Source organism: uncultured Marivita sp. (assembly GCF_947488135.1).
Classification (GTDB): Bacteria; Pseudomonadota; Alphaproteobacteria; order Rhodobacterales; family Rhodobacteraceae; genus Marivita.
Map to the genome: position 1 here is coordinate 87,081 of NZ_CANKYW010000003.1, position 26,754 is coordinate 113,834.

General features: G+C 61.6%; 28 protein-coding genes. 11 read left to right on the plus strand and 17 right to left on the minus strand.

The genetic code is table 11. From position 1 onward, the window contains the following. Positions 1–11 precede the first annotated feature (11 nt). The 3 genes from Q1B16_RS11295 to Q1B16_RS11305 all read left to right on the plus strand — a co-directional run bounded on the left by Q1B16_RS11295 (position 12) and on the right by Q1B16_RS11305 (position 1,237). Entirely contained in the window at positions 12–380 is a 369-nt protein-coding gene (locus Q1B16_RS11295) for a RidA family protein (RefSeq protein ID WP_299788176.1), read from the plus strand. 65 nt (positions 381–445) lie between these two features. Next, positions 446–829 (plus strand): NADH:ubiquinone oxidoreductase subunit NDUFA12, encoded by a 384-nt coding sequence (locus Q1B16_RS11300; protein ID WP_299788179.1) that lies wholly within the window; start codon positions 446–448, stop codon positions 827–829. 45 nt (positions 830–874) lie between these two features. Then, on the plus strand, positions 875–1,237 hold the full coding sequence (locus Q1B16_RS11305) for a DUF2155 domain-containing protein (protein WP_299788182.1): 363 nt from the start codon (positions 875–877) through the stop codon (positions 1,235–1,237). Here the strand turns inward: Q1B16_RS11305 and aat are convergent. The 10 genes from aat to Q1B16_RS11355 all read right to left on the minus strand — a co-directional run bounded on the left by aat (position 1,201) and on the right by Q1B16_RS11355 (position 11,602). After that, complete coding sequence (gene aat / locus Q1B16_RS11310; RefSeq protein WP_299788185.1) at positions 1,201–1,836, minus strand: leucyl/phenylalanyl-tRNA--protein transferase; 636 nt, start codon at positions 1,834–1,836, stop codon at positions 1,201–1,203. The genes Q1B16_RS11305 and aat overlap by 37 nt on opposite strands. Before the next feature lie 40 nt (positions 1,837–1,876). Next, positions 1,877–3,235, minus strand: coding sequence for an acetyl-CoA carboxylase biotin carboxylase subunit (accC, locus tag Q1B16_RS11315; protein ID WP_299788188.1), 1,359 nt, complete (start codon positions 3,233–3,235; stop codon positions 1,877–1,879). Between the two features lie 13 nt (positions 3,236–3,248). Then, a complete protein-coding gene (gene accB / locus Q1B16_RS11320) occupies positions 3,249–3,734 on the minus strand; it encodes an acetyl-CoA carboxylase biotin carboxyl carrier protein (protein WP_299788191.1) in 486 nt (161 codons plus the stop codon). Positions 3,735–3,917: 183 nt separating this feature from the next. Beyond that, positions 3,918–4,175: a hypothetical protein gene (locus Q1B16_RS11325; protein WP_299788194.1), complete on the minus strand. Its 258-nt coding sequence runs from the start codon at positions 4,173–4,175 to the stop codon at positions 3,918–3,920. A gap of 146 nt (positions 4,176–4,321) precedes the next feature. Continuing rightward, on the minus strand, positions 4,322–6,271 hold the full coding sequence (acs, locus tag Q1B16_RS11330; RefSeq protein ID WP_299788197.1) for an acetate--CoA ligase: 1,950 nt from the start codon (positions 6,269–6,271) through the stop codon (positions 4,322–4,324). 87 nt (positions 6,272–6,358) lie between these two features. Beyond that, on the minus strand, positions 6,359–7,114 hold the full coding sequence (locus Q1B16_RS11335; protein WP_299788200.1) for an ABC transporter ATP-binding protein: 756 nt from the start codon (positions 7,112–7,114) through the stop codon (positions 6,359–6,361). A gap of 27 nt (positions 7,115–7,141) precedes the next feature. Then, on the minus strand, positions 7,142–7,897 hold the full coding sequence (locus Q1B16_RS11340) for an ABC transporter ATP-binding protein (RefSeq protein ID WP_299788203.1): 756 nt from the start codon (positions 7,895–7,897) through the stop codon (positions 7,142–7,144). A gap of 12 nt (positions 7,898–7,909) precedes the next feature. Beyond that, positions 7,910–9,106: a branched-chain amino acid ABC transporter permease gene (locus tag Q1B16_RS11345; protein WP_299788206.1), complete on the minus strand. Its 1,197-nt coding sequence runs from the start codon at positions 9,104–9,106 to the stop codon at positions 7,910–7,912. Between the two features lie 3 nt (positions 9,107–9,109). Continuing rightward, positions 9,110–10,141, minus strand: a complete 1,032-nt coding sequence (locus tag Q1B16_RS11350) for a branched-chain amino acid ABC transporter permease (RefSeq protein ID WP_299788209.1) — start codon at positions 10,139–10,141, stop codon at positions 9,110–9,112. A 99-nt stretch (positions 10,142–10,240) separates the two neighbouring features. Continuing rightward, the gene (locus Q1B16_RS11355) at positions 10,241–11,602 is read right to left on the minus strand and encodes a substrate-binding protein (RefSeq protein ID WP_299788212.1); all 1,362 of its coding nucleotides are present in this window, start codon (positions 11,600–11,602) and stop codon (positions 10,241–10,243) included. A 219-nt stretch (positions 11,603–11,821) separates the two neighbouring features. Between Q1B16_RS11355 and Q1B16_RS11360 the strand changes: the two genes are divergently transcribed. The 5 genes from Q1B16_RS11360 (at position 11,822) to Q1B16_RS11380 (ending at position 17,676) form a co-directional block, all read left to right on the plus strand. Then, complete coding sequence (locus Q1B16_RS11360) at positions 11,822–13,138, plus strand: helix-turn-helix domain-containing protein (RefSeq protein WP_299788215.1); 1,317 nt, start codon at positions 11,822–11,824, stop codon at positions 13,136–13,138. 93 nt (positions 13,139–13,231) lie between these two features. Then, on the plus strand, positions 13,232–13,600 hold the full coding sequence (locus Q1B16_RS11365; RefSeq protein WP_299788218.1) for a response regulator: 369 nt from the start codon (positions 13,232–13,234) through the stop codon (positions 13,598–13,600). Further along, positions 13,597–13,866 (plus strand): hypothetical protein, encoded by a 270-nt coding sequence (locus tag Q1B16_RS11370; protein WP_299788221.1) that lies wholly within the window; start codon positions 13,597–13,599, stop codon positions 13,864–13,866. Before Q1B16_RS11365 ends, Q1B16_RS11370 begins: the two co-directional genes overlap by 4 nt. Further along, complete coding sequence (locus Q1B16_RS11375) at positions 13,863–16,550, plus strand: sensor histidine kinase (protein ID WP_299788224.1); 2,688 nt, start codon at positions 13,863–13,865, stop codon at positions 16,548–16,550. The genes Q1B16_RS11370 and Q1B16_RS11375 overlap by 4 nt, the downstream gene beginning before the upstream one ends. An 85-nt stretch (positions 16,551–16,635) precedes the next feature. Next, a complete protein-coding gene (locus tag Q1B16_RS11380) occupies positions 16,636–17,676 on the plus strand; it encodes a FliM/FliN family flagellar motor C-terminal domain-containing protein (RefSeq protein WP_299788227.1) in 1,041 nt (346 codons plus the stop codon). On the opposite strand, the gene Q1B16_RS11385 is transcribed toward Q1B16_RS11380, so the two are convergent. The 7 genes from Q1B16_RS11385 to choX all read right to left on the minus strand — a co-directional run bounded on the left by Q1B16_RS11385 (position 17,673) and on the right by choX (position 22,807). Then, a complete protein-coding gene (locus Q1B16_RS11385) occupies positions 17,673–18,104 on the minus strand; it encodes a TIGR01244 family sulfur transferase (protein WP_299788230.1) in 432 nt (143 codons plus the stop codon). The two genes, Q1B16_RS11380 and Q1B16_RS11385, sit on opposite strands and share 4 nt — an antisense overlap. A 9-nt stretch (positions 18,105–18,113) precedes the next feature. After that, positions 18,114–18,548: a DUF6691 family protein gene (locus Q1B16_RS11390; protein WP_299788233.1), complete on the minus strand. Its 435-nt coding sequence runs from the start codon at positions 18,546–18,548 to the stop codon at positions 18,114–18,116. Next, positions 18,548–18,973: a YeeE/YedE thiosulfate transporter family protein gene (locus Q1B16_RS11395; RefSeq protein ID WP_299788235.1), complete on the minus strand. Its 426-nt coding sequence runs from the start codon at positions 18,971–18,973 to the stop codon at positions 18,548–18,550. The genes Q1B16_RS11390 and Q1B16_RS11395 overlap by 1 nt, the downstream gene beginning before the upstream one ends. 4 nt (positions 18,974–18,977) lie before the next feature. Continuing rightward, entirely contained in the window at positions 18,978–19,841 is an 864-nt protein-coding gene (locus Q1B16_RS11400; protein ID WP_299788238.1) for an MBL fold metallo-hydrolase, read from the minus strand. Positions 19,842–19,949: 108 nt separating this feature from the next. After that, positions 19,950–21,002, minus strand: a complete 1,053-nt coding sequence (gene choV, locus Q1B16_RS11405; protein WP_299788241.1) for a choline ABC transporter ATP-binding protein — start codon at positions 21,000–21,002, stop codon at positions 19,950–19,952. Next, the gene (choW, locus tag Q1B16_RS11410) at positions 20,999–21,835 is read right to left on the minus strand and encodes a choline ABC transporter permease subunit (protein ID WP_299788244.1); all 837 of its coding nucleotides are present in this window, start codon (positions 21,833–21,835) and stop codon (positions 20,999–21,001) included. The genes choV and choW overlap by 4 nt, the downstream gene beginning before the upstream one ends. A 54-nt stretch (positions 21,836–21,889) precedes the next feature. Continuing rightward, positions 21,890–22,807, minus strand: coding sequence for a choline ABC transporter substrate-binding protein (gene choX, locus Q1B16_RS11415; RefSeq protein ID WP_299788247.1), 918 nt, complete (start codon positions 22,805–22,807; stop codon positions 21,890–21,892). Positions 22,808–22,924: 117 nt separating this feature from the next. On the opposite strand from choX, the gene betI reads away from it, so the two are divergent. From betI to betA, 3 genes are read left to right on the plus strand one after another with little or no spacing between them, the layout of a single operon-like run. Further along, positions 22,925–23,506, plus strand: coding sequence for a transcriptional regulator BetI (gene betI / locus Q1B16_RS11420; protein ID WP_299788968.1), 582 nt, complete (start codon positions 22,925–22,927; stop codon positions 23,504–23,506). After that, positions 23,503–24,960 carry a betaine-aldehyde dehydrogenase gene (gene betB, locus Q1B16_RS11425; RefSeq protein ID WP_299788250.1) on the plus strand — a complete coding sequence of 486 codons (1,458 nt, stop codon included), beginning with the start codon at positions 23,503–23,505 and terminating at the stop codon, positions 24,958–24,960. Before betI ends, betB begins: the two co-directional genes overlap by 4 nt. A 9-nt stretch (positions 24,961–24,969) precedes the next feature. Beyond that, a complete protein-coding gene (gene betA / locus Q1B16_RS11430) occupies positions 24,970–26,628 on the plus strand; it encodes a choline dehydrogenase (protein ID WP_299788253.1) in 1,659 nt (552 codons plus the stop codon). Positions 26,629–26,754 lie beyond the last annotated feature (126 nt).

The window sequence follows — 26,754 nt, forward strand, 5'->3', positions numbered from 1 at the left end:
GGAAAACGACCATGACGATCACACGTATTTCTTCCGGCGGCGCCTTTGAAGCGAAGATCGGCTATTGCCGCGCCGTTGTTGCTGGGGGCTTTGTCCATGTCGCGGGCACCGTGGGGCAGGGTGATACAGTGGCAGAGCAATGCCAGAGCGCGCTTGACGTGATCGCACATGCCTTGAACAAGGCGGGGGCAAGCCTGGCCGATGCGGTTCGCGTGACGTATTATTTGCCCGACCGTCACGAATTCGAAGCCTGCTACGATATCCTCGCTGCGACATTCGGCGACAACCCGCCCGCTGCCACAATGATTGAATGCGGTCTGATCGACCCCAAATACCGCATCGAGATCGAAGTCACGGCACTCGCCCCCGCTGCGTCATAGCTGCGCTGGACCTTGGCCCGCAAAGCGCCCTATAACGGCGCTGAACCAACCCCGAGGAGTCGTCCATGGGCATTCTGAACACCCTTCTTCGCGCTGTCACCTGGTGGAACGGGCAGACGCTTGGCACGCAATTCTACACCTGGCGCAAAGGTGAGAAGGTCGGCGAAGACACTCAGGGCAACATCTTCTACCAGTCGCGCGATGGCAAGCGGCGCTGGGTGATCTACAACGGAGAGGCCGAGGCCAGCCGGATCGACCCCGATTGGCATGGATGGCTGCACCATACCTTCAAGGAAACGCCCTCGGATCGTCCTTTGCCGAAGAAAGACTGGGTCAAGCCGCATCAGGAAAACCTGACCGGTACGGCATTGGCCTACGCGCCTGCGGGCTCGATCCGTCGGCCGGAACCCAAGGCGCGGCAGGACTACGAGGCCTGGAGCCCCGAGTGATCGGGGCTTGAGACTGCCCTTTCACCGGACCGAAGGCGGACCGTCATGACACGTCTGACCACATGGATCGCCGCACTGCTGTTGGCGTCAGCCGCGCTGGCCCAACAGGCCACGTCGGATGGCACGGGCGTGACCGTGCGCGCGCTTGATAAGCTCACCGGCAAGGTACAGGACCTTGAGATTGCTGCGCGAAACTCCGCCACAGTCGGGCGGATCACCATTACCGCGAATGAATGTCGCTACCCAAGCGGCAACGCGGCAGGCGAGGCCTATGCGTCCCTGACGATCACCGAAATCGGCAAGCAGGCACCCGTTTACCAAGGTTGGATGATCGCATCCTCCCCTGCGTTGAACCCGATGGATCACCAACGCTACGACGTCTGGGTATTGCGCTGCACCACGTCCTGACCTGACGCCGCCAACGGCGCGCTGGTGATGTCGGCCTCCATTCTGAGAGCCTGCGCCAACTGTGTCCGGTACTCCGCCCGGCTGATCTCGATCGCGCCCAGCGACGCAAGATGATGCGTGATGAATTGGGTGTCGAACAGAACGAACCCGGTGCGCCGCAACAGATCGACGAGCCAGGCCAGCGCGATCTTCGATGCGTCGCGTTCGCGTGAAAACATGCTCTCACCGCAGAACGCGGCACCGACGGTGACGCCATAAATTCCGCCGACCAGTCGGTCGTTCATCCAGATTTCAAGAGAATGAGCATCGCCGCGTTTGTGCAGTTCCTCGTAAAGCGCACGGATGTCGCGGTTGATCCATGTCTCGCTACGGTCGGCGCAGGCATCGATCACCTCGGCAAACCGCGTGTTGCGGGTCACGCGATAGGCGTCGCGCCGCAACGTTTTGGCCAAGCTGCGCGAAATATGGAAACGGTCCAGCGGAAACACCCCACGCTTGCGGGGATCGACCCAGAACATTTCTGGGTCGTCGCGATGTTCGGCCATGGGGAACACGCCCGCGCGATAGGCTTGCAGCAAGAGTTCAGGCGTGACGGTCATCGGGCATGGCCGGTTGCCTCAGTGCGGGGCGTGGATTGGTTTATCCTTGCGGGCTCGCATAGGTGCGCTCCAACCAGTCTTCGAGCCAGTGGATGTTGTATGTCCCGCTGCGCACATCGGGGTCCTGCAACAAGTCCCGAAAGAGGGGCACCGTGCTGTCGACGCCATCCACGATCAACTCGCCAAGCGCGCGCGACATGCGGGCCAAAGCCTCGTCCCGGTCCCGGCCATGGACGATCAGCTTGCCAATCAGGCTATCGTAATAGGGCGGGATGCGATATCCATCGTAGAGCGCGCTGTCCATGCGCACACCCAGACCGCCGGGCACGTGGTACTGCGTGATCCGGCCGGGAGAGGGCGAGAAATTCGGCAGTTTTTCCGCATTGATGCGTGCTTCGATGGCATGGCCATTGATGACCAGATCATCCTGCTCGAATGACAGTGGCAGACCAGAGGCAACGCGGATCTGTTCGCGGACCAGATCGACCCCGAAAATCGCCTCGGTCACAGGATGTTCGACCTGAAGGCGCGTGTTCATCTCGATGAAGTAAAACTCGCCATTCTCGTACAGAAACTCGATCGTTCCGGCACCGGCATAATTGATCTTCGACACCGCGTCGGCGCAGATCTTACCGATCCGGGCACGCTCCTCCGCGGTGATGCAGGGGCCGGGGGCCTCTTCCAGAACCTTCTGGTGGCGGCGCTGCAACGAACAGTCCCGCTCGCCCAGATGGACGGCCTTGCCTTTGCCATCGCCGAACACCTGCACCTCGATATGGCGCGGGGTGGTCAGGTATTTCTCGATATAGACTTCGTCATTGCCGAACGCGGCCTTGGCCTCCGATCGGGCGGTCTGGAAGGCGCGCTCCATGTCGGCGGCCGTCTGCGCCACCTTCATGCCGCGCCCGCCACCGCCGGCGGTTGCCTTGACGATGACCGGATATCCGATCTCTTCGCCCACGGCCTTGGCCTCGGCCAGATCGGCCACGCCGCCGTCCGATCCGGGAACGCAGGGCACGCCCAACGCCTTGATCGTGTCCTTGGCGGTGATCTTGTCGCCCATCACTCGGATATGTTCCGCGGTCGGCCCGATGAAGGTTAGCCCATGGTCTTCGACGATCTGCACGAAGCGCGCGTTCTCGGACAAGAAGCCGTAGCCCGGGTGGATCGCCTGCGCGCCCGAGATTTCGCAAGCCGAGATGATGGCCGGAATTGACAGGTAGCTTTCGGTCGAAGAGGGCGGCCCGATACAGATCGCCTCATCGGCCATGCGTACATGCATCGCGTCTGAATCCGCCGTCGAATGCACCGCGACGCTCGCGACACCCATCTCGCGGCAAGCGCGGATCACGCGAAGGGCGATTTCGCCACGGTTGGCAATCAGGATTTTGTCAAACATGCCAGCGCCCCGTTTATTCGAGTATCACAAGCGGCGCGCCGTATTCGACGGGGGCTCCGTCTTCGACCAGAATGCGTTTCACCGTGCCGCTGCGCGGGGCCGGGATATGGTTCATCGTCTTCATGGCTTCGACGATCAAAAGCGTGTCGCCTTCGTTGATCTGCTGGCCAACCGAAATGAAGGCGGGCGCGCCCGGTTCGGCCTGCATGTAGACCGTGCCCACCATCGGTGAGGTGACCGCACCGGGATGCGCGGCGGGATCCTCGGGTGGCGCGGCAGCGGGCGCGGCCGGTGCCGCAGCCGGTGCGGGGGCCGCCGGCGCAGCCGGTGCGGCATGTGCCACGGGCGCTGCTTGGGTGACGCGGCTGACCCGAACATTCAGGCTATCGTCTTCGCCATATTCGCGCTTGACCTGCAATTCGGTCAGATCGTTTTCCCGCAACAGCTTCGCCAGTGCTTCGATAAAATCGACATCGGCGTCATGGTTGGTCTTGGTCATGCTGTTCCTCGCCCGCTTCTTGGTCTTGGCTCTCGGCGGCGTGCCTCCGGGTTTCGGAGATGTCCGCTAGCGTTCCCTACGGGCACCCCCGTATTCCAAGTCTTTCCTTGCACCGATTACACCTTGGGAGCAAGGGGGGCGACCCATCAAACTGCGGCCTCCTGTCCGCTTCAGCCTGTCCAGTCAGCGGTGTCCCTCTGCGTCGTCCCGGGACGCGTCGTCCAGCGCCTGCGCCTGTTCGTTGATCAATTCCTTGATCTGCATCTGAACCGCCGAAGGCGGCGCGGCAGGGGTTACGGCTTTGTCGTTGGTTTCTCCACCGGGAAGCGCGGGTGAGAGCGACATCGCGGGAAGGACGACCGTCTTCGTCAGGGATGGCGCATCGGCGCGGGACAGTATTCTGGGCGTAGCGTTGGGTGCGACTGGAACTATCATTGCCATCTCAAGCTCCTAAAAAAGGAGCCCCCACGACATGAATACTACACTCGGAAAGCTCGCAATGCAGCGAATTAGTTCAAACAAGGTGAATCAAATCGGAACGAAAAAGGCGACCCGAGGGCCGCCGTTTCTTTGGAGTTTGCGAATAGTCACCCCTTGTTCATCCGGTTTTCGATGAGGTCATCGACGACGGAGGGGTCAGCGAGTGTGGATGTGTCGCCCAATGCGCCGTAGTCGTTTTCGGCGATCTTGCGCAGGATGCGGCGCATGATCTTGCCGGAGCGGGTTTTCGGCAATCCGGGGGCCCATTGGATGAGGTCCGGCGACGCGATGGGGCCGATCTCGGTGCGGACCCAGGTGCGCAGCTCCTTGGTGAGCTCATCGCTGGGCTCGACCCCGTTCATCAGGGTGACGTAGCAATAGATGCCCTGGCCCTTGATGGCGTGCGGGTAGCCCACCACGGCTGCCTCGGCGACCTTGGCGTGCGCCACCAGCGCCGATTCCACCTCGGCCGTGCCCATGCGATGACCCGATACGTTGATCACGTCATCGACCCGACCGGTGATCCAGTAATCCCCATCGGCGTCGCGCTTACAGCCGTCGCCCGAGAAGTAATAGCCCTTGTAGTCCGAGAAATAGGTCTTCTCGAACCGCGCGTGATCGCCCCAGACGGTGCGCATCTGCCCCGGCCAGCTGTCCTTGAGCGCCAGCACGCCCTCGGTGGGGGAGCTGTGGATCTCCTCCCCCGATTGCGGGTCGAGCACCACGGGCTGCACCCCGAAGAACGGCTTCATCGCCGCCCCCGGTTTGGTGGCATGCGCGCCCGGCAGCGGGGTCAACAAGTGCCCGCCGGTTTCCGTCTGCCACCATGTATCGACGATCGGGCAGCGGCCCCCGCCCACCACGTCGTTGTACCAGTTCCACGCCTCGGGGTTGATCGGTTCGCCCACCGTGCCGAGGATTCGCAGGGAGCTTAGATCGCATTTCGTTACGAACTCGTTACCCTGGCCCATCAAGGCGCGGATCGCGGTCGGGGCCGTGTAGAATTGGTTGACTTTGTGTTTCTCGCAGACCTGCCAGAAGCGCGACGCGTCGGGATAGGTCGGCACACCTTCGAACATCACGGTGGTCGCGCCATTGGCCAGCGGTCCGTAGACGATATAGCTGTGGCCGGTGACCCAGCCGACATCGGCGGTGCACCAGTAAACGTCGCCTTCATGATAATCGAAGGTAATTTCGTGGGTCAGGGCGGCGTAAACCAAATATCCACCACTTGAGTGCACAACCCCCTTGGGCTGACCGGTCGAGCCTGATGTGTAGAGAATGAAAAGGGGGTCTTCGGCATTCATTTCGGCAGGGGCGGAATAGTCATCCGCTTCCAGCGCCATTTCGTTATAGTCGTAATCGCGGTCAGCGATCCAGGTGGTCTGGCCGCCGGTGCGCTTGACGACGAGGCATTTGACCGTGTCCTTGCAGTGCAGCAGCGCCGCATCGGCATTGGACTTGAGCGGGGTCTTGCGGCCGCCGCGCGGGGCCTCGTCGGCGGTGATGACGACCTTGGCGTCGGACCCGTTGATGCGGGCGGACAGCGCGTCGGGCGAGAAGCCGGCAAAGACGATGGAATGGATTGCCCCGATGCGGGCGCAGGCCAGCATGGCATAGGCGGCTTCGGGGATCATCGGCAGGTAGATCACCACGCGGTCGCCTTTCCGCACGCCCAGCGTTTCCAGGATGTTGGCCATCTTGCAGACGCTGCGGTGCAGGTCGCGGTAGGTGATGTGTTTGGCCGCCTCGTTGGGGTCGTCCGGCTCGAAGATGATTGCGGTCTGGTCGCCGCGCGTCTCAAGATGCCGGTCGACACAGTTGGCCGCCACGTTGAGCGTGCCATCGGCAAACCAGTTGATCTTGACCTGGCCCAGCGTGAAATCGACATCCTTCACCTGCGTCGGTGCCTTCATCCAGTCCAGACGCTCCGCAGCCTCCGCCCAGAACCCCTCCGGATCGGACACCGACCGCGCATACATCTCCTCGTAACGCGACGCATCGACATGGGCGTTGCGGATCATGTCTTCGGACGGGGGATAGGTTTTGTCAGTCATGGGGTGTCCTCCTCTTTGATCAAAGAAAACCGCCCCTGCCGGGAAATGGCAAGGGCGGCTAAGGTAGCAACACACAAAAACGCCGATTTAGATCGCGAGGTATTCCGCGCGCAGGGAGTCGTTCTCCAGCACCTCTTCGGCGGTGCCGTCGAACACGATGGAGCCGGTATCGAGGATGATCGCCCGATCCGCGAGTTGCAGCGCACGGATCGCGTTCTGCTCCACGAGGATCGTCGTCATACCCTGTTCCTTGATGTGGCGCAGGGTCTTTTCGATCTCGTCCACGATCACCGGGGCCAACCCTTCGTAAGGCTCGTCCAGCAAGAGCACCTTGATGTCGCGGGCCAACGCGCGGGCAATCGACAGCATCTGCTGTTCGCCGCCTGACAGGGTCACGCCTTCCTGCTTGCGGCGTTCGCCCAAGCGGGGGAAGAGATCATAGAGCCGTTCGATCGACCAGCCGACGGGCGGCGCGATCTGGGCCAGTTGCAGGTTTTCCTCGACAGTCAGGCCGGGGATGATGCAGCGATCTTCGGGCACAAGGCCAAGTCCGACGCCCGCCGCCTCGTAGGATTTCATGTTGTGCAGCGGCTGGTGGTCCAGCCAGATCTCGCCGTGGTTCACCTGGGGGCTGTCCATGCGCGCGATCGATCGCAGCGTCGTCGTCTTGCCCGCCCCGTTACGGCCCAGAAGCGCTAGGATCTCACCTTCGTGGACGTTGAAGGAAATGCCCTGCACGATGTAGCTTTCGCCGTAATAGCTGTGCATGTCCCACACCGACAGGAAGGCGGGGGCGGTCTGCGCCATGTTGGCGTTTTTCGAAAAATCGGGTCTGACGTTCATTGTCTTGTCCTTTCGATCCCGCGGGCGTTACGCCGCTTCGCCCAGATAGGCTTCCTTGACCTTCGGATGGCCCTTGATGTTCTCGGGTGTGTCCTCGACCAATGGGGTGCCTTGAGCCAGCACGGTGATCCGATCCGCGAGCGAGAACACCACGTGCATGTCATGCTCGATGATCGCGATGGTGATGTCGCGTTTTTCCTTGATTTCTTTCAGCAGGTCGATGGTGTTGTTGGTGTCCGCTCGCGCCATGCCTGCCGTTGGCTCGTCAAGCAGCAAGAGCTTCGGGTTCTGCACGAGGCACATCGCCATTTCCAGCCGCCGCTTGTCCCCGCGCGACATGGAGGCGGAATGCATGTTGCGCTTGTCGAGCATGTTGACCTCTTCCAACATTTGCTCGGCCTGGTCGCGCAGTTCGCCTTCGCTGAAGACCGACCTGATGCCGTGCAGGGCGAAGGATCCGTCGCGCCGTGCGAAACAGGGGATGAGCATGTTTTCCATCACCGTGAGGTCGCCGAAGATCTCCGGTGTCTGGAACACGCGGGAAATGCCCATCTGGTTGATTTCGAATGGGGTCCGCCCCAGCACCGACTGGCCGTCGAACATCACCGACCCGGTGTCAGGGATCAGCTTGCCGACAAGACAGTTGAGCAGCGTGGATTTGCCGGCACCATTGGGACCGATGATCGCGTGGCAGGTGTTTTCCGCCACGCTGAGGTTCACATCGCCCAGGGCCTGAAGGCCGCCGAACCGCTTGTTGACGTCTTTGACTTCGAGAATTCCCATCTGTCCGTCTCCTTATTCGGCGGGTTCGGTGGTGGCGGTTTTGGTGTCCTCGGCTTTCTTGCGTCCGAAGAGACCGGCGAGCTTCTGACCGCCCTGAACCAGTCCACCGGGCAGGAAGATCACGACCAGCATGAACACGATGCCAAGCGTCAGGTGCCAGCCCTTGCCGATGAACGGGTAGATCATGGTCACGACCAGATCCTCAAGCCCATCGGGCAGGAAGGCGAACCAGCTGTGCAGGATGTCGGCGTTGATCTTGGAGATGATGTTTTCCATGTATTTGATCATGCCCGCGCCCAGAACCGGCCCGATCAGGGTGCCGACGCCGCCGAGAATGGTCATCAGAACAACCTCGCCGGAGGCGGTCCAGAACATGCGCTCCGCACCTGCTAGCGGGTCCATCGACGCCATCAGGCCGCCCGCCAGCCCGGCATACATGCCCGAGATCACGAAGGCCGCCAGCGTGTAGGGGCGCGGGTTGAGGCCGGTGTAGTTGAGCCGCTGCTGGTTCGACTTCACGGCCCGAAGCATCATGCCGAAGGGCGACCGGAAGATGCGGATCGACACGTAGAACGAGATCAGCATGATGATCGCTGCGAAGTAGTAGCCCACGTTGAAGGTGAAGATCCAGTTGCCCAGCACCAGATCCGTGCTGTCGCGCATTTCCATTCCGAAGAAACCCGGTACGGGAATGTTGTTGGTCTGGTTGGCACCATCGAGGATCCTCGGGTCGTCCAGCGCGAGCTGCAACCCCGTTTCACCGCCCGTGATTGGTGTGAGCACCGAATAGGCCAGGGCAAAGGACATCTGGGCAAAGGCCAGCGTCAGGATCGAGAAGTAGATGCCCGAGCGCCGCAGGCTCACATATCCGATGATCAGCGCGAACACGCCCGCCGTGATGACGGCCAGGATGATCGCCGGGATCACGTTCATGCTGAGCAGTTTGAACATCCAGACCGCCGCATAAGAGCCCACACCGAGGAAGGCGGCGTGACCGAAGCTCAGGTATCCGGTCAGACCGAACAGGATGTTGAAACCGATGGCGAAGATGCCGAAGATCACGAAGCGCTGCATCAGGTCCGGGTAGCCCGCGTTGAACTGCGCCATCGCCGACCCTTCCGGGAACGGGTTGAGCAGGAAGGGCGCAAAGGCCACAAGAACCGCGACGATCAGCAGGAGGGATGCGTCTTTTTTGTCCAGTCCGAACATGGATCAGTCCTCCATCACGCCCTTGCGACCCATGAGGCCACGCGGACGCGTCAGTAGAATTATGATGGCGACGAGGTAGATGATCACCTGGTTGATGCCGGGTATGATGGCGATGACTTCGCGCATCGAGGCAAAGCTTTCCAGAATGCCCAGCAGGAACCCGGCCAGCACCGCACCGGGCAGGGACCCCATGCCGCCGACGACCACCACGACGAAGCTCAGGACAAGAAAGTCCATGCCCATGTGGTAGTTGGGCGAATTGATCGGGGTGTACATCACCCCGGCCAGACCCGCGACGGCGGCGGCCAGACCGAACATGATGGTGAACCGCTTGTCGATGTTGATGCCCAGAAGGCCGACCGTTTCCCGGTCAGCCATGCCGGCGCGCACCACCATCCCGAAGGTGGTGAATTGCAGGAACGCAAAGACCGCCCCGATGATGACTGCCGCGAAGGCGAAATAGACCAGACGCCAGTACGGGTAGATGATCGTCCCCGGATCGAACCCGACCAGCGCACCGAAATCGAACGAGCCCACAAAGGCCGACGGGGCCGGGGTCGGGATCGGGTTGGCGCCGTAGAAATACTTGATGATCTCTTGCAACACGATGGCCAGACCGAAGGTGACGAGGATCTGGTCGGCGTGCGGGCGCTTGTAGAAATGCTTGATCAGACCGCGCTCCATGATGACGCCGATCAGGATCATCACCGGGATCGCGAACAGGATCGACAGAGGCACGGCCCAGTCGATGATCCCGGCACCCAGGCTTTCGCCGAAGATTTCATATGCATAGGGCACATCGCGCATCATCGGGTTGCCAAGAAAATCGGTCTCCCCCGGAACCTCGACCTTGTGGCTGAGGCTCAGCACGCGGGACAGCGTGACAGCGCAGAACGCCCCGATCATGAACAGCGCGCCATGCGCGAAGTTCACGACCCCAAGCGTGCCGAAGATGAGTGTGAGCCCGAGCGCGATCAGCGCATAGGCCGAGCCTTTGTCGAGCCCATTGAGAATTTGCAGAATAATGGCGTCCATTGCCCCACCCTTCACGGTCCTGAGTGTGGAAGTGCAACAGCCCGGGATGCGGGCTGGAGAAAGGCGGGGGCGGGCGCGTAGCCCACCCCCGTTACGGCGTTATGCGCCGTTGTTGCAGGAGCCCAATGCGCCGCCCGCGAATTGCGGGTGATCGGGCGCATATGTGACCTGTTCGACCGGCGTGACTTCGACGATCTCCACGAGGTCGAATTCGTTCTCCGGGTTTTCCTTGCCACGCACCACGACCACGTCCTTGAAGCACTGGTGATCTTCGGCACGGTACAGCGTGGGTCCGCTGCCCAGACCGTCGAATTCGAATCCTTCGAGCGCTTCGACCACGGCACAGGGCTGGAACGAACCGGCCCGTTCCACGGCATCGGCATAAAGCAGGGTCTGCACGTAGCAGGTATGCGCGGCCTGGCTGGGCGGGAAGCCGTACTTTTCGCCAAAGGATTTCACGAAGGCATTGGTGCCGGTGTATTTCGCGCCAAGCTGGTTTTCCAGTTTCCAGTCCCAGTTCTGCGAACCGAGGATCCCGGCGATGTTCGATCCCGCACCGCGGGCCATCAACTCGGAATACAGCGGAACGACGATCTCGAACTGCTTGCCGTTGACCTGACGCTCGCGCAGGCCGAACTGCACCGCGTTGGTGAGCGAGTTGACCATGTTTCCGCCGTAGTGGTTCAGCACCAGAACGTCAGCATCCGATTGAAGTACCGGCGTGATGTAGGACGAGAAATCGGTCTGCGTCAGCGGTGTCAGAACCGTGCCGACGGTTTCCCAACCCAGGGCTTCGGTCGAAGACCGGACCGCCTCTTCGGTGGTGTAGCCCCAGTTGTAGTCGGCGGTCAGGTGATATGCCTTGCGGTCCGCCCCGTATTGCGCGGCAAGGATGGGTGCCAGCGCCGCACCGGACATATACGAGTTGAAGAAGTGACGGAAACCGTTGGCCCGCTTGTCCTTGCCGGTGGTGTCGTTGGCGTGGGTCAGACCGGCCATGAAGATGATGCCGGCTTCCTGGCAGAGCGCCTGAACTGCAACGGCCACACCCGAGGACGAGCCGCCGGTGATCATGATGGCACCGTCTTTTTCGATCATCGACTTGGCCGATGCGCGGGCCGCGTCGGATTTCGTCTGCGTGTCACCGGTGACGAATTCGACCTTTTTACCCAGGATGCCGTTGCCCTGAAGCGCCTTCGACGAGAAGGTCTGAAGCATACCGCCGTCGCCTTCGCCGTTCAGGTGCTCGACCGCGAGTTCATAGGCGCGCAGTTCGTCGGCACCTTCGTCGGCGTAGGGGCCGGATTGCGGGACGTTGAAGCCCAGCGTGACGGTCGATCCCGTGGGTGCGTTGGTAAAGCCGCTTTCCTGTGCCGACAGATATGTGGGCAGAGCAAGACCCGCGCCTGCCACAGCACCTGTCTTGAGCACGCCGCGACGTGTCAGGTTGCCTTTGGACATATAATCCTCCCAATGTCTTTGAGCGTCCGGCGGCGTTCCTCCATCCGCCAAGACCGCACTTATGTGCAAAGCGATTATCCGCCATGCATGGAAAACATAGCAATAAGCGCTTTGCTCCAAACGATTTTTCTGTCAAAAAATGAACAATGCAGTGCAGAAATCTGTAAATTTCTTTTTTCCGCATTGCAGAAACCAATTGATTCATCACGGGAATTTGACATGCCCCGCGACACTCTGACAGGAAGCCGAATTCGCGAGCGGCGCGTGATGGCAGGGCTCAAACAGTCTGAACTGGCCAAGCGTGCGGATATTTCGCCGTCCTATCTCAATCTGATCGAACACAATCGGCGGAGAATCGGCGGGAAATTGCTGATCGACATCGCGCATGCCTTGGGGGTCGAACCCGCCTCTTTGACGGAGGGCGCGGAGACAACCTTGCTCGCCACCCTGAGAGAAGCCGCGACCGATACGGAAATGTCCGAGGTCGAGTTTGCACGGGTCGAGGAATTCGCGGGACGCTTTCCCGGCTGGGCCGCCCTGCTGGCCGAGAGCCAGCGCAAGGTCGAAGCGCTCCAGCGCAGTGTCGAGGCCCTGACCGATCGTCTGACGCACGATCCGCACCTTGCCGCGTCCCTGCACGAGATGTTGTCCACCGTGACTGCAATCCGCTCGGCCGCGTCGATCCTTGCCGAGCCGGGCGATATCGAGCCCGAGTGGCAGCGCCGGTTCAATCGCAACATCTACGAAGACAGTGCACGCTTGGCAGAGACCAGCCGCAGCCTTGCGCAGTATCTCGAAGAGGCGGATTCCGAGGCGTCGGAGACGAACGCGCCGCAGGACGAGCTGGACGCGGTATTCCTGAAACACGGCTTCCATCTTCCCGCGCTTGAGGTGCCCGAGGCCAGCGTCGATCCCGCAACCGACACGCTCGGCGCGGGGCTGTCCCCTTCTGCCAAATGGCTCTTGCACACGATCCTGACGCGCTACCGCGCCGATGCAGGGCGGATGCCGCTGTCGGAGTGCGCCGATACGGTTGCGGCCTCGGGCACGGACCCGCTGGCCTTTGCGCGGCGGTTCGGATGTGACCTCGCCAGCGCGATGCGGCGTCTCGCGCATCTCCCCGATGATCTTCTTCCCGATCCGGTGGGGCTGGCGATCTGCGACGGTTCGGGTGTGACAACCTTCCGCAAGCCGCTGCCCGAATTCCCGCTGCCCAGGCTCGGGGCGGGCTGTGCGCTCTGGCCGCTCTACCGCGCTTTGGCACGGCCGATGATGCTGCACACCGAAGTGATGGAGCAATCCGCCCGCGCCGCCGCACGCCACCGCGCATTTGCGATCTCGCAGCCGACCGGGCCCGCGCAACTTGGCGATGACGTGCTTTTCGAAAGCCACATGCTGATCGTGCCAGAGCCGAAGCGCGACACGTCCGAACGGATCCGCGAGGTGGGCCTGACCTGCCGGATCTGCCCGCAAGTCACGTGCGAGGCCCGGCGCGAACCGTCGATCATGGTGGCTTCGGCGCCGCGGAAGCTTTGACACCATGCCCGCACTTCGTAATAGTCTGGACACGCTGGGGAAAAACAACGGCAAAAGCCCACCAGCGGCTTGCGGCATCGGGGGAGGGCGCGCATGTCAAAACAGGTTTTGTTGATCGAAGACGAACCCAATATCATCGAGGCGATCAGCTTCATCCTGTCGCGGGACGGCTGGACGGTGAAAACCCACTCGAACGGCGCGGATGCCGTCGAGTTGGTCAAGCAACGGCAACCCGATGTGCTCATCCTCGACGTGATGCTGCCGGGGAAAAGCGGCTACGACATCTTGCGCGAATTGCGGGACGATCCGATCAGCGCAGGCGTTCCCGTGCTGATGCTCACCGCGCGTGGACAGACCAAGGATCGCGAAATCGCAGAGCGGGCTGGGTGTGATGCCTTCATGACCAAACCGTTTTCCAATGCCGACGTTCTCGAAACCGTGAGAGCCCTTGGGGCGAAATGACCGAGCCGAGCGAAAGGCCCGGTACGCCGACAGTCTTTCACGAACGGCGCACGTATCGCCTCCGCCGCATCATGGATGCAGCGCGTGTGGCACCGGCCCTGGCGCTTGTGCTTTGGATGTTGCCCATGCTCTGGCCCCAGACCGGTGAGGACACCGTCAGCAGCGCCACGGCTCTCATCTATATCTTCGTCGTGTGGGCTGGGATCATTTTGCTGACCTGGGGGCTGTCCCGGTCTCTGGATGATCCGTCGGATACGGACACATGAGCACGCTGAACCTTCTTGTCCTGGTCAGCACGTTTTACGTGCTGTTCCTTTTTCTCGTGGCCTTCGTCGCGGACCGCTTGGCGTTGCAGGGCAAAAAAGCGTGGTTGCGCTCACCGCTGATCTACACGCTGTCGCTGTCGATCTATTGCACAGCGTGGACGTTTTACGGCGCGGTCGGGTCAGCGGCGCGCAATGGGTTCGAGTATCTGACGATCTACCTCGGCCCGACGCTCGTGATGGTGAGCTGGTGGTGGCTGGTGCGCAAGCTCGTGCGGATCGGACGCACCCAGAAGATCACCTCCATCGCCGACCTGATCTCCTCACGTTACGGCAAATCAAGCCTTCTGGCCGCCGGAGTGACCATCCTCGCGGTGATCGGAACGACCCCCTATATCGCGCTGCAATTGCAATCCGTGACCCTGTCCTTTTCGGTCTTCGCGGCTGAAGCCGATGGATCCGTCGCACAGGATCAAGGTTCGATGGCGCTTTGGCTGTCGCTGGGCCTCGCGCTGTTCACCGTGCTGTTCGGAACCCGCAACCTCGACGCCAAGGAAAAGCACGACGGAGTTGTCATGGCGATCGCCGTTGAGGCGGTGGTCAAGCTCGTCGCGCTCCTCTCTGTCGGGATCTTCGTGGTCTGGGGAGTGTCAGGCGGCTTGTCCGAAGCGCTGTCCCAGATCGACGCGTCCGAATTCGGGCAGTGGCACACCGACCGCAGCCGCTGGGCCGGTCTGATCTTCCTGTCCGCCGCCGCCTTCCTGTGTCTCCCACGCACCTTTCAGGTGCTCGTCGTCGAGAACGATGACGAAAGCCACCTGCGCACCGCGGCATGGGCCTTCCCGCTTTATCTTTGCTTGATCAGCCTCTTCGTCGTTCCGATTGCCGTTGTCGGTCTCGACATCATGCCCGACGGATCGAACCCGGACCTCTTCGTTCTAACGGTGCCCTTGGCGCTCGGGGAAAACGGGCTCGCGATGCTGTCTTTCCTCGGGGGCTTCAGTTCCGCCACATCCATGGTGATCGTCGCGGCGATTGCCTTGTCGACCATGGTATCGAACCACATCGTCATGCCGATCTGGCTTCAGCTGCGGCCAAGCGGGGCCAGCGTGTCGGGGGACGTGCGTGCGGCGGTTTTGATGGCGCGGCGCATCTCGATCGTGGGGGTGGTCATGCTGGGCTATCTCTATTTCCGCCTGTCCAGCGGCGGCGAGGCGCTGGCCTCCATCGGGTTGGTCGCGTTCTGCGGCCTGGCGCAGGTGCTGCCCGCGATGCTGGGCGGCATGTTCTGGCGCGGTGCGACGCGGCTGGGGGCCTTCGCCGGGCTGACCATCGGGTTCGGGACTTGGCTTTACACGCTCTATCTTCCCAGTTTCGGGGCAGGGACGATCCTGCCGCTGACGATCATCGAGGACGGGCTGTTCGGCCTGACCTGGCTGAAGCCGGACGCTCTTTTCGGCATCACCGGGTTGGATCAGCTCATGCATGCCTTGCTTTGGAGTATGTTGTTCAACGTCACCGCTTTCGTTACCGTGTCGCTTCTGACCTTCCCGTCGCCGCTGGAGCGGCTTCAGGCGGCGCAGTTCGTCAATATCTTCGAACACTCGACCAACACGCGCAGTTGGTCCGGGGGGCATGCACAGACCGAGGATCTGATGGTCATGGCGCAGCGCATCCTTGGCGCGGCAGAGGCGCAGGCGCTGTTTTCGCGCTATGCGGCGAAGCAGGGCGCGCGCGGGGAGTTGCCGGATCCGTCGCCCGATTTCCTCGAAGTCCTCGAACGAGAGCTGGGAAGCTCCGTGGGTGCGGCGACGGCGCACGCGATGGTTGGTCAGATCACCGGTGGCATGTCGGTGTCGGTTGAAGACCTGATGGCAGTGGCGGACGAAACGGCGCAGATGCTGGAATACTCCGCGCGGCTCAAGGAGCAATCCGAAGAGCTTAGCCGCACAGCGCTCGAGTTGCGCAATGCCAACCAGAAGCTCACGCGCCTGTCGATCCAGAAGGATGCGTTTCTCAGCCAGATCAGCCACGAACTGCGCACGCCCATGACCTCGATCCGGGCATTTTCCGAGATCTTGCGCGACACGGACCAGATGGAGCCTGAAGACCAGTCGCGCTATGCCTCCATCATTCATGACGAGGCGCAGCGGCTGACGCGGCTGCTGGACGATTTGCTGGACCTGTCTGTGGTCGAGAACGGGCAGGTAAACCTGAACCTGCGGGACGGCACCTTGCGGGCGGTGCTGGACCGTGCGGTGGCGTCGGCGGCTATCGGCGAGGATGGGGTCAAACTCGAGATCGAGCGCGACCTGGACCGCGAGGAAATCCCGCTGCATACCGATCTGGACCGACTGGCTCAGGTGTTCATCAACCTCATCGCAAATGCCCGGAAGTATTGCGATGCCAATGCGCCCCGTCTGGCGATCCGCGTCATGCAGGAGGCCGACCGCGTGGTGATCGACTTTCAGGACAACGGCACCGGCATCGCGCCCGAGGCCGTGGACATGATCTTCGAGAAATTCGCCCGCGTCAGCGACCAGAAAGCGGGCGGCGCGGGGCTTGGTCTGGCGATCTGTCGTCAGGTGATGACCCGGCTTGGCGGTTCGGTCGACTACGTTCCCGCAGCGCGGGGCGCGAATTTCCGCGTCGTCTTGCCCTACCGAACCGCGATGGCCGCGCAATAATCTAAACGCACCGATTTCGCTAAACCCTTGTTTACCAATTCCCGCCATAACGGAGGGCGTGACCTCCAAGGGCAGCGATGTGCACATGAACGACGATCCCGCCGATACAGTTCTGCAACGCAAGGCGCAGGCGCAGCGCAGGGCGCTGGGCGTCGGTGCGGTATCCCTGCCGCGTGCGTTGGGGCGGGCGTTGTCGATCGCAGCGGATGCGCTCTGGGGTGTCGGGCTCGCCGCGTCGCAGTCGAAGGACGAAACGCTGTCGGCAGACCGCGCGGTGCGCAGGATCGGCGATGACGATCTGCTCATCATTCTCGAAAACGACTCCGGACCTTGCGGACTTGCCGCCTTCGGACGCGACGTCGTGACCGGGCTGATCGAGGTTCAGACCTTGGGCAAGGTCACACGCTTTCCCACCGATGACCGGCCCTATACGCCCACCGATGCCGCCATGATGGCCCCGCTTCTGGATGCCGGTTTGCCTCGCTTCGCGTCGATGCTGGCGGGTCAGCCGGAGATGGCGCATCTGAACGGGTACAGGTTCGGCGCAATGGTCGAAGACGCGCAAACCGCGGGGCTCGCGCTCGATGCGGAGCAGTATCACGCGACCCGTTTCGATGTGAGCCTTGCGCAGGACACGCGGTCAGGTCAGGTTCTGTTCCTGTTTCCCGAACCGCCGAAACCGGACGACACGGGCAAATTGCAAAACACCGGCAAGCACGAGGGTGTGCTCAAGCTGGTCCCGGCGCGGATGCAGCTTGTTCTCACGCGGATTCATATTCCGCTCGACAAGGTGCAGGCGCTTCGTCCCGGCGATGTTCTCCCTATTTCGGCGCAGGCGATGTCATCCGCCTGCCTGGTCGGGGCGGGGGGCCATGTCGTGGCGCGTGGCAAGCTGGGGCAGATGAACGGGATGCGTGCGGTCCGCATCGGTGGCACCGACAAGTCCGTGCACAAACCGGACGCTGCCGATCAGGCAGAAGCGGTCGTGAAAATGCCAGACCAGCCCGCCTCCGGCACCGCGCTGGCCCCAAGCGCCACGTCGTTCGCCTTCGACGGCGGGTTCGACATGGCGCTTGATGAAATCGCGGCGGATCTGCCGGTGATCCAGCCCGCGGATGGCTCTTAACGCTGGGCTGCTGCTGCCGCGTCGAGCGTCGGGCGCAAGGCGGACAGGTCGTAACCGGCCCGTGCAACGGTTTGCAGAATGCTGTCGGCGGGTTGTTGACCGGCCTGGCTCAAGGCCCAAAGGACCGAACAGCGCGTGCCCGATGCGCAATAGGCAAGGACCGGCCCGTCGGATGCCTCGACGATGGCGGCCTGCTGGGCGACACGGTCGGGGGACATGGTCTGGTGCGTGATCGGCAAGACCTCGAACCGAAGCCCTTGGGCCTCGATCGCGGCGCGCATCGCATCGGCCTGATGTGACGGCGGTACTTCGGCATCCGGTCGGTTGCAGATCACCGTGGTGATCCCCGCCTCCTTGATGGCGGCGGCGTCTTCCGGGTCGATCTGCGGGGACACGTTATAGCGGTCGGTGATGGGGCGAATATCCATGATGAAGACCTACTGTGCTGTCGCTGGCCTGTCCAGCCATGCCCGCAGGCTTGGCATGACACTCATCCCGACGATCATCGCGCCAAGAAACACCAGCCCCTCGACACCGCCATAGCTCAGAGACGCGATGGCAGGGCCGGGGCAAAGCCCGACAAGACCCCAGCCCATTCCGAAAAGAACGGATCCGACGACGAGGTTGCGGCCGAGCTTCGGCTCGGGGGGCGGGGGCATGGCATTGCCCGTCAGGGCAAAGCGACGCTTCGCGGCGACGCGCCAGGCAATGGCCATCGGAATGATCGCGCCGCCCATGACGAAGGCCAGCGTCGGATCCCAGTTGCCGAAGATATCGAGCCAGCCCTGCACCTTGCGGGTGTCGGTCATGCCCGAGATGAACAGACCGGCCCCGAACAGGCCACCGGCGAGAAAAGCGAATATGTTGCGCATCAGATGATCCCCAACAGGTGACGGAACAGAACGACGGTCAGACCGCCGGCGAGGATGTAGAACACCGTGGCCACCATCCCGCGCAGCGACATCCGGGAAATCCCGCACACGCCGTGCCCGGAGGTACAGCCATTGGCCAGCCGGGTGCCGACCCCCACAAGCAGCCCCGCTGCGATGAGTAGGACGAAATTGCTGGTCGCGTGGGTTTCCTTCGGGCCGAGCAGGCCCAGAAGCACAATCGGGATCAGGACCAGCCCGGCCAGAAAGCTCAGACGTTCCCACATCGTGTCGCGACCGCTGCCATCGACCAAACCGCCGATGATGCCGCTCGCGCCCATGATACGCCCATTGGCCAGCAGATACACTGCGCCACCTGTGCCGATCAGCAAACCACCGACCAGCCCGTAAATCCAATCCGGGTTCATGTGTTTACAATCCGTTTACTGGAACTTTGAGGAAGACCTTGCCGTCCTTGTCGGCCGGCGGCATCTGGCCCGCGCGCATGTTGACCTGCAACGACGGGATGATCAGTTTCGGCATCCCGAGGGTCGCATCCCGCGCGTCGCGCATCTCGACAAACCGCTCTTTGGAAGCGTCGCCACCGACATGCACGTTCTTGGCTTTCTGTTCGCCGACCGTGGTTTCCCATGCGTAGTCGTCACGCCCGGGGGCCTTGTAGTCATGGCCGACGTAGATGCGTGTGTCATCGGGCAAGGCGAGGATCTTCTGGACCGAGTCGTAGAGCTGCTCGGACGATCCGCCGGGGAAATCACAGCGCGCGGTGCCGAAATCCGGCATGAACAGGGTGTCGCCCACGAAAGCCGCGTTGCCGATCACGTAGGTCAGGCAGGCCGGTGTGTGGCCGGGGGTGTGCAGCACATCGGCGCGCATCTGGCCGATATGAAAGCTGTCGCCTTCGACGAACAACTTGTCGAACTGGCTGCCATCGCGCTGAAACTCTGTGCCTTCGTTGAACACCTTACCGAATGTGTCCTGCACGACCTGAATGCGGTCGCCGATCCCGATCTTGCCGCCCAATGCGTCTTGCAGGTAGGGCGCGGCGCTCAGGTGGTCGGCGTGGACATGGGTTTCCAACAGCCACTGCACCTCAAGCCCACGTTCCTTGACGAAGGCGATGATGGCATCGGCGGATTTGGTGTTGGTACGGCCCGACGCGTAGTCGAAATCGAGAACGCTATCGACGATTGCGCAGGCGCTGCCCTGTGGGTCCTGGACCACATAGGAAATCGTATTGGTAGCGTCGTCGAAAAAACCGGTGACTTTGGGTGTCATGTTTCAACTCTCCTTGGTCTCGTGCAAACATATAAAGAAAATTGAATACGTAACAAGAGCCCGCGTCGAAAAAATGTATGTCGCGTGCAACTTCGCGGCCAAGCTGCCCTAGCTGCCGCTGCGCAGACTGGCTCCGGTCGGATCGGACAGATAGGCCAGCACATCGTTCTTGCCGATCAGCCCAATGGTTCTGCCACCATCGACCACCGCCAAGTCCCCTTGGCTGTGGACCAGCGTCGTCATAACCTCCTGCACCCGGGCATCCGCATCGACCCGCGGCGCGCCGTCCGTCGCCGTACCGTCCCGCATCACATCGCGTGCGCGCAGGACGCCCAGCGGGTTCATGTGCTTGACGAAGTCGGCCACGTAATGGTTCGACGGATGCCGGAAAATATCCTGCGGCGTGCCGCATTGCACGATCCGCCCGCCTTCCATGATGGCGATCCGGTTGCCGATCTTGAACGCCTCGTCGAGGTCGTGGCTGACGAAGATGATGGTGCGCTTCAGCCGCTGTTGGAGTTCGAGCAATTCGTCCTGCAACTTTGTGCGGATCAGGGGATCAAGCGCCGAAAACGGCTCGTCCATCAGCAGGATCGGCGCATCGGTGGCAAAGGCCCGTGCGAGCCCCACGCGCTGCTGCATCCCACCCGAAAGCTCGGCCACCTTGCGATCCGCCCAATCGGTGAGACCCACCAGTGCCAGTTGTTCCTCGACCCGCGCGGTGCGTTCCGCCTTGGGTTGGCCACCCAGTTCCAGACCCAGCCCGACGTTTTCCCGCACGCTCCGCCAGGGCAGCAGGCCGAATTGCTGAAACACCATCGCGACATGGCGCAGCCGGATCGTGCGCAGCACTTCGGGACTGGCATGTGTCACATCCACGAGAGCCGTGCCATCATGCACCCGCACACAGCCGCGTGCCACCGGGTTCAACCCGTTCACCGCGCGCAAAAGCGTGGACTTGCCCGATCCAGACAGGCCCATGAGCACGAGAATCTCACCCTCGGCCACGGTCAAGGAGCAATCATGCACGCCCAGAACCTGGCCTGTGTCGCGCTGAATCTCGGCGCGATCCTGGCCCGCATCCATCAAGGGCAGGGCGGCCTCGGGCTTGTCGCCGAAGACGATGGACACGTTTTCGAATGCGACGCGGATGTCGCTCATTTCTGGCGCTCCATGCGCAGCATGCGGTCCAAGATGATCGCCACGACCACGATCACGAAACCGCTTTCAAACCCTCGCGCCGTGTTGACCTGGTTCAGCGCCCGCACCACCGGCACGCCCAATCCGTCAGCCCCCACAAGCGCTGCGATCACCACCATCGAAAGCGACAGCATGATCGTCTGGTTCAGTCCTGCCATGATTTGCGGCAGGGCCGAGGGCAGTTCAACCTTCCACAGCAATTGCGATTTCGTCGCCCCGAACGCTTCGGCCGCCTCGATCAGTGGCATCGGGGTGGAGCTTACCCCTAGATGGGTTAGACGGATCGGCGCGGGCAGGACGAAGATCACCGTTGCGATCAGGCCGGGCACCATGCCGATACCGAAGAACACAATCGCCGGAATAAGATAGACAAAGGTCGGCAAGGTCTGCATGAGGTCGAGAACTGGGCGCATCCAGGCATAGAGTTTGGGCCGATGCGCCACCGCGATGCCGATGGGCACGCCGACCCCCATGCACACGACGCAGGCCGACAATACCAGCGTCAGGCTCTCGGTCGTTTCCTCCCAATAGCCCTGATTTATGATGAAAAGAAACCCGACCGCCACGAACAGCGCGACCTTCCAACTGCGTTGGAGATAGTAGGTTAGCGCCACGAAAACCGCGATGATCACCAGCGGATGCGGCGTCTGGAGCAGCCACAGAAAGCCGTCGATCATCGCCTCCAACCCGTCCGACAGCGCATCGAAAAAGAACGCGCCATTGCTTTCGAGCCAGTCAAAGCCGTCCCCGGCGATCTGCCCGACCGGGATCTTGTTCTCTGTCAGCCAATCCATGAATACGTCCCGTGGCGAATGACAAAGGGGCGGCGCGATGCCGCCCCCAAGGTGTTATTCCAGCGCGGCTTTCACCGCCGCAACAGCGTCACCACCATCTTTGGTGGTCACGCCGTCGAGCCATCCGGCATAGGCGTCCGGGTTGGCCAGAAGCCATGCCGTCGCTGCGTCGCTTGCCTCCTGGCCATCGTTCAGGATCGCGCCCATGATCTCGTTCTCCATCGCAAGGGTGAATTCCAAGTTGTTTAGAAAGGTGCCAAGGTTCGGGCAGGCGTCGACGAAGCCGGCGGTCGTGTTGGTATAGACGGTCGCCCCGCCAAGGTTCGGACCGAACCAGTCATCGCCTCCGGTCAGGTAGGTCATGTCGAAGTTCGCGTTCATCGGGTGCGGTTCCCATCCGAGGAAGACCACCGGCTCGCCCCGGTCATCGGCCCGGGCGACCTGCGCCAACATCCCCTGTTCCGAGCTTTCGACCACTTCGAAGCCTTCAAGTCCGAACGCGTTGGCCTCGATCATGTCCATGATCAGACGGTTGCCGTCATTGCCCGGCTCGATCCCGTAAATCTCGCCGTCCAGCGCGTCTCGTTGTTCTGCGATGGCGTCGAAACTCGTGATGCCCAGATCGGCCCCGGCCTTGTTGGTGGCCAGCGTGTATTTCGCGCCTTCGAGGTTGGCGCGCACTGTGTCGACCGTGCCCGCCTCGCGATAGGGGGCGATGTCGGCTTCCATCGTCGGCATCCAGTTGCCGAGGAACACGTCCACGTCGCCTTCGGCCAGCGCGGTATAGGTCACCGGAACGGACAGGACCTTGATGTCGGTATCGTATCCCAGCGCTTCGAGCACGACCGTGGTCGCCGCGGTCGTCGCGGTGATGTCGGTCCAGCCCACATCGGAAAAGACAACCGTGTCGCAATCGGCAACGGCGGCGCTCGCCGCGCAGATGGCCAGAACGGAAAGTGAAGATTTCAGCATTGGTGTGGTCTCCCTGACAGAGGTCGTTTGTTTTGTTGATTGACGAGTCAATAAAAAACGCCATACGGTCCGGCCGTCAAACACCATGTTGCGGGATCGAACGTGCCGAAGCTCGGGATGGAGCCTATACGCCGAGAGGCGCTGGTGAAAGCGACGATTGCCGAGATCGGGCAGGCGGGGTCCTTGGACGTGACCGTTGCCCAGATCGCGCGGCGCGCGGGCATGTCATCGGCGCTGGCGCATCACTATTTCGGCGGCAAGGATCAGATTTTTCTCGCGGCCATGCGACACACGCTCAGCCTCTATGGGGCCGAGGTGCGGGGCGCCTTGGCAATGGCCAAAGGGCCGCGCGCGCGGGCTGAAGCGATCATTCGTGCTGGGTTCACCAGTTCGAATTTTCGCCGCGAAGTGGTGGCGGCCTGGCTGAATTTTTATGTCTTGGCCCAATCGGATGACCAAGCCCGCCGCCTTCTCGCCGTCTATCAACGCCGCTTGCACTCGAACCTCGTCTTCAACTTGCGCCCCCTGATCGGCGCGCGTGCGGGTGAGGTTGCGGTGCGGATCGCCGGGCTGATCGACGGGCTTTACCTGCGCGAGGCGCTGCGCAAGGACCAGCCCTCGGGCGATGACGCGACGCGACAGGTGCTGACCGCGCTTGCCCATGAAATCACACACGCCGAAAGGGAGCCATCTGCATGAGCTACGACACGCAGCCGGAAGCCAGCCATTTCATCGACGGGGCTTACGTCGAAGACACGGGCGGCGTGCCGATCCCGGTGATCTACCCCGCGACCGGCGAACAGATCGCCACCGTATATGCGGCAACGCCCGCGATCGTGGATCGGGCGCTGGAGGCCGCGCATCGGGCGCAAAAACAGTGGGCCGCCCTATCGGGCACCGAGCGGGGCCGCGTCCTGCGCCGCGCGGCGGATATCATGCGCGAGCGCAATCGCGATCTTTCCGTGCTCGAAACCTACGACACCGGCAAGCCCTATCAGGAAACCATCGCCGTCGATGCCACCAGCGGGGCGGATGCGCTGGAATATTTCGGTGGCCTTGCCGGAAGCCTGACGGGTGAGCACATCCAGCTGGGCGAGGACTGGGTCTATACCCGCCGCGAGCCGTTGGGCGTATGCGTCGGGATCGGTGCGTGGAACTATCCGACCCAGATCGCCTGCTGGAAAGGCGCGCCAGCCTTGGCTTGTGGCAATGCAATGGTTTTCAAACCGTCCGAGACCACACCGCTTTGCGCGCTGAAGGTCGCCGAAATCCTGTGCGAGGCGGGCCTACCTGCCGGGATTTACAACGTCATCCAGGGGCTTGGCGAGGTCGGTGCATCTTTGGTCACGGACCCGCGCGTTGCGAAGGTTTCGCTTACCGGATCGGTTCCCACCGGCAAAAAAGTCTACGCGGCGGCCGCGGCCCAAATGAAGCATGTGACGATGGAGCTTGGTGGCAAATCCCCCTTGCTGATCTTCGATGATGCCGATCTCGAAAACGCGGTCGGCGGCGCGATCCTTGGCAACTTCTATTCCTCCGGTCAGGTCTGTTCGAACGGCACGCGGGTATTTGTGCAGAAAGACATTAAGGAAGCGTTTCTGAAACGCCTGACAGAACGCCTTTCCAAAGCCGTGATCGGCGATCCGCTGGACGAGGCCACGAATTTCGGCCCGATGGTTTCCGAGGCACAGATGAAAATCGTCCTCGATTATATCGAAAAAGGCGAAAGTGAAGGCGCGCGTCTGGTCACCGGTGGAAAGCAATTGGATCGCGATGGCTTCTACCTGCAACCCACTGTTTTTGCGGATGTAAAAGACGATATGACCATCGCCCGCGAAGAGATTTTCGGCCCCGTGATGGCGGTTCTTGATTTCGAGACCGAGGAGGAGGCGATCATCCGCGCCAATGCCACGGAATTCGGTCTCTCCGCCGGTGTGTTCACCCGCGATCTATCCCGCGCTCACCGGGTCATCGCGCAGCTCGAAGCGGGCAGTTGCTTCATCAACTCCTACAACGATGCCCCCGTCGAAGCACCCTTCGGTGGGACGAAAATGTCCGGTGTGGGGCGCGAGAATTCGAAGGCGGCGATCAACCACTATAGTGAACTGAAATCCGTCTACGTCCGCATGGGTGACGTTGAGGCGCCATTCTAAGGCACTGATATGAATGCTGATTATGTCATTGTCGGTGCAGGCTCGGCGGGCTGCGCGATCGCCTACCGTTTGGCGGAAGCGGGGCGATCGGTCATCGTGATCGAGCACGGCGGTTCCGATGCCGGGCCTTTCATCCAGATGCCGGGCGCGCTCAGCTTTCCGATGAACATGAAGCGCTATGACTGGGGCTACCGCACCGAACCCGAGCCGCATCTGAACAATCGGCGGCTTGCCTGCCCGAGGGGCAAGGTGATCGGCGGGTCGTCGTCGATCAACGGCATGATCTATGTGCGCGGCCACGCGCGCGACTACGACCACTGGCGCGACCAGGGCGCGACAGGTTGGGGATATGCGGATGTTCTTCCGTATTTTCAGAGGCTTGAGAGCTGGCATTCAGGCGGTCACGGGGGCGATCCGGACTGGCGCGGAACCGATGGTCCTCTGCATATCACGCGAGGTAGCCGGGAAAACCCTCTGACCCAAGCCTTCGTCGCGGCCGGCGCGCAGGCAGGGTATGGCATCACCGGGGATTACAACGGCCACCGGCAGGAAGGGGTCGGCCCCTTCGACATGACTGTCTGGAAGGGCCAGAGGTGGTCGGCCGCAAAGGCGTATCTGCGCCCGGCCTTGAAACATGAAAACTGCAATCTTGTCAAAGGGTTCGCCCGGCGAGTCGTTATCGAGGACGATCGCGCGGTCGGTGTCGAGATCGAGCAAGACAGACAGATCAATGAGATCCGAGCCGATGTTGAAGTGATACTTTCAGCGTCAGCCATTAACTCACCAAAATTACTTATGCTTTCGGGGATCGGCCCGTCGGATCATTTGCGCGAACACGGTATCGATATCATCGCGGATCGGCCCGGTGTCGGGCGGAATTTGCAGGATCATCTTGAGGTATACGTGCAGGCGGCGGCGAGCCAGCCAGTGAGCCTTTACAGGTATTGGAACCTTTTGGGCAAGGCCTATGTCGGCGCGCGATGGCTGCTCACGAAAACGGGCCCGGGATCGTCTAACCAATTTGAATCGTGTGGTTTTTTAAGATCACGCGCCGGGGTGGAGTACCCGGATTTGCAGATCCATTTCCTGCCCATCGCTGTGCGTTACGATGGCCAGGCCGCGGCCGAAGGGCACGGATTTCAGGCGCATGTTGGGCCTATGCGATCACCGTCTCGGGGGGCTGTGACGCTGAAGTCCGCGGATCCTAGGGAAGATCCCAGGATTTTCTTCAACTACATGAGCCACGAAGAGGATTGGATCGACTTCCGGCAAGGTATCCGGCTGGTGCGCGAAATCTTTGCGCAGGATGCGTTCAAGCCGTTCTACAAACACGAAATTCAACCCGGTGATGCCGCGCAGAGTGATGAAATGCTTGATGATTTTATCCGTGAGTATGCTGAGAGCGCGTATCATCCCTGCGGGACCTGCAAGATGGGCGCGGTGGACGATCCGATGGCGGTTGTGGATCCGGAGTGCCGCGTCATCGGTGTTGACGGTCTCAGGGTCGCGGACAGTTCGATTTTTCCGCGTATTACCAATGGGAATCTGAACGCGCCGTCTATTCTGGTTGGCGAAAAGGCGTCGGATCACATCCTGGGAAAAACGCCGCTTCCGATGGAAAACCTCGAGCCTTGGATACACCCCGAATGGCGTACGAAACAGCGTTGAATGGTACGGATCGTAAGGCTGTTTCGTACGGTTTGTCATGGAAAGTTGATCGTCGTAGTTGTTCTCTTATTTAGAACGATAGGGATTGCATCATTCTGATTTATGAATGGTATTTCCGCCAACGAT